This window comes from Marinithermofilum abyssi (genome assembly GCF_014641195.1).
GTDB lineage: Bacteria > Bacillota > Bacilli > Thermoactinomycetales > DSM-45169 > Marinithermofilum > Marinithermofilum abyssi.
The window spans coordinates 1-2,710 of sequence record NZ_BMHQ01000030.1; the positions used below are offsets into that span (position 1 = coordinate 1).

Here is a 2,710-nt window from a genome sequence, read left to right on the forward strand (position 1 = left end):
CGCTTCACGAAACCAGCCAAACGGGTCATCCAGAAAAACTATCCCATGACGAAGCTGGAACTGGATGAGTCCCGACGCAAGTGGAAGTGGGGGCGTTACGGGATTGGAAAATACGTGTACACCGACGCTGAGCAGGAGGACATCAAGAGGGAGCTGGGGAGGTACCTGGAGGAACATTTTCCCACGGCAAAACTGGAATACTTCACTTAACGGAGACCGGTGCACGGTAGCAGGTGATAAAGCTCTGAAAAGGGATGAGAGAGGGAGGATTACGGTCAAAAGAACCCCGTGTTACAGAGATGGTTGGTCATCCAACCGCTGGAGAAAAGGCGCCAGGGATCAGGGTGCGGATCACGTTGGGATAAGGGCGTATCGCTTGGTTGTCTCCCGCCACGGTGATGGTTTGCTTTTGGGGTTTCCACTCTTCCAGCAGCGTCGGCTCTCCGATCCCGCGAAACACGGAAGAACGGTAGATCCACTGCAGCTCCCGGTGGTAGCTGGTTTGTTCACCAGCAGGCTGGAAAGCTCCTGGGCGATCAGCTCTTCCGCGTCCTGGTAATCAAACAGCTCCTCTTCCAGGATGTCGTAGGGACGCAGCCCGCTAATGGTCCCGATGTAGCGGCGCAGATCGTACCACTTGTGATAGATCGTGCGCCGGATCCGCCGCTTGATTGCCATCCGGCTCACCCGTGGCACCTTAAAGCCGATAAACACCCGGAAGTCTGTCGGTTCTTTGACGTGCTCGGCCAGGACAGCCATCGTCATTTCCCGTTGCTTTTTGGCCGTTTCCACCAGCGGTCCGGACTGCGGAACGCGCAGTTGACTTTCCAGCTGCGGAAATTCGGGAATTTCTAAAATGTGCGACTCATAGGGAAGTTGTCGAGCTACTGCGTACCAGCGGGTATAAACTAGTTTAAAATAGGAGGGACTCACCGTCCCCCCGCCTGGATTGGTTCAGTCAACTAGTCAACTAGGCTTGATTGGGCTTTTTTTGATTCGTTCAAGCGATGGTTCATCCGCTTTAATTTTGCTTTCAATCGTTTTTCTGCCTCAGGATCTACTTGCCAATCAGGGTCTTTTTCGCTTTCCTCCATCCCCCGCGCCGACAACGCGGGTCCAAGACTCACTCAGAGGAAGTCCGGTCCTGTCCGTTGCGATGTATTCAATCTCTGCAGATGAAATATCCACTTAATAATCACCAAAACTGACCAGAGCGAAAAGGATATCGTGAAGCCAAACTGCTGCGGGAAGCATTGGCCCATCACCTGTTTGAAACCGATCAATTCCGATTGAAAGCAATGTATATAAGCGATAAGGAATGGATTCGGCAACTATGGAATCGAATAAATGATACTGAACAGGCCCTGCAATCCAAAAGCTCCGTGTAAACCCGATCAATCTTTCTTATCGACGGCATTTGCGAATAACTACTTAAACCTCCCTGGGTCTTCCCGTTGTATCCCTCATCCACTCATCCCATTGTTTTTTTAACTGTTTTATCTCCTGCAGAATTTCCTGTTGTTCCAGGAATTCATGGCGTGCCAAGGCTTCTTGATATTGTTTTTTCTTTGCCAACAAGTCCTTTTTAATTTCGTTAAGAACTCCTTCTTTCATCGGAACACCCCTGTTTACCTTGAAAAGTATGTAATGGTGCCATCAAAGTACATTACTAATTTAATGTTCACATGATCTTTCGGATCTATTCTGTTTTTATGGTTAGAACAGAAAAATTACAGACACTCAAAATAAACCACGCCTCACAGTAGGCAGTTCTAACGCACAATCATCCATAACAAGCACGTGCTGACCCCCATTAGGTCTTCTTAAGACAACAATTTAACGTAACTGAGAATCTGGGATGGGTAGTCCTTTTTTGTGGAATATTAAGCAAATAATTTATTAGGAGCCTTACATAAATGATTTTTATAACATATGCGATTATATCCTGGTTTTTAGGAATGATCCTAAGCAGGGACGTTATTTTTTCGCTGTAGTGGAAGGAGTAAACAGAGAATGAATCTTCCATTATTCTCTGCTTTGTTAGCGATGGTTTCGGCACAGATTTTAAAGGTTTTTTGGCATCGACAACATGCTCAATCATGGAACTGGGGTTTACTTCTCCGCAGTGGTGGAATACCGAGTTCTCATTCCTCATTAGTCAGCGCCTTATCCGTGTCCATGTACTTGTCCTATGGTTTGCACTCGCCTTTCTTTACGATCTCTATGGTGATCACAGTTATCGTCCTATATGATTCGATCGGTATACGGAGGCAAATCGGGGAACAAGGTTCCATTTTGTACACACTTGTTCATATGGTAAAGGAATTCGGCTTTCATTCTGAAATGGAGACACCCACATACCCTGTACAACGTCGGGTTCATACTCTTTTAGGAATGGTGGGGGGGGGGTGACAGTGGGGACTTGCATTGCTTCGTTACTTTACTGGATCGTTTCATAGTTCATTATCCATCCGTATGAAAGGGAGAGGATTCGGATTTTAGTAAATCCTCAGGATGGATTAAAAATCACTATGCTTATTGCTCATCCGGTTGACGTCGGGATCCCTTATAGCCCATTTTGTTCTCCAACAGTAGTCATCCCCTCTCGAATCTATCCTTGACTATTTCCTCTACGATCTGTTGCATCGATATTTCCCTTTCAGCGGCTTCGATGCGTAGCTTCTTATGGAGGCTTTCGGGGAGTCGAACC

General features: G+C 46.9%; 5 protein-coding genes. 2 read left to right on the top strand and 3 right to left on the bottom strand.

Going from position 1 to position 2,710, the window contains the following annotated elements; all coding sequences use genetic code 11:
* On the top strand, positions 1–210 hold a 210-nt coding region (locus IEW70_RS17555), incomplete at its 5' end, for a spore photoproduct lyase family protein (RefSeq protein ID WP_373286003.1).
* A 141-nt stretch (positions 211–351) separates the two neighbouring features.
* Here IEW70_RS17555 and IEW70_RS17560 read toward each other — a convergent pair.
* Positions 352–933, bottom strand: coding sequence for a hypothetical protein (locus IEW70_RS17560; protein ID WP_188649205.1), 582 nt, complete (start codon positions 931–933; stop codon positions 352–354).
* A gap of 498 nt (positions 934–1,431) precedes the next feature.
* Complete coding sequence (locus IEW70_RS17565; RefSeq protein ID WP_188649206.1) at positions 1,432–1,614, bottom strand: hypothetical protein; 183 nt, start codon at positions 1,612–1,614, stop codon at positions 1,432–1,434.
* Positions 1,615–2,013: 399 nt separating this feature from the next.
* On the opposite strand from IEW70_RS17565, the gene IEW70_RS18650 reads away from it, so the two are divergent.
* A complete protein-coding gene (locus IEW70_RS18650) occupies positions 2,014–2,412 on the top strand; it encodes a divergent PAP2 family protein (protein WP_188649207.1) in 399 nt (132 codons plus the stop codon).
* Between the two features lie 183 nt (positions 2,413–2,595).
* Here IEW70_RS18650 and IEW70_RS18655 read toward each other — a convergent pair.
* Positions 2,596–2,710: toxin-antitoxin system HicB family antitoxin (locus IEW70_RS18655; RefSeq protein ID WP_188649208.1), on the bottom strand; the 115-nt coding region annotated here is incomplete at its 5' end.

Coding starts and splice junctions, on each gene's coding strand:
- IEW70_RS18650 (WP_188649207.1), top strand. CDS start 2,014: ATGAATCTTCCATTATTCTCTGCTTTGTTAGCGATGGTTTCGGCACAG.
- IEW70_RS17565 (WP_188649206.1), bottom strand. CDS start 1,614: ATGAAAGAAGGAGTTCTTAACGAAATTAAAAAGGACTTGTTGGCAAAG.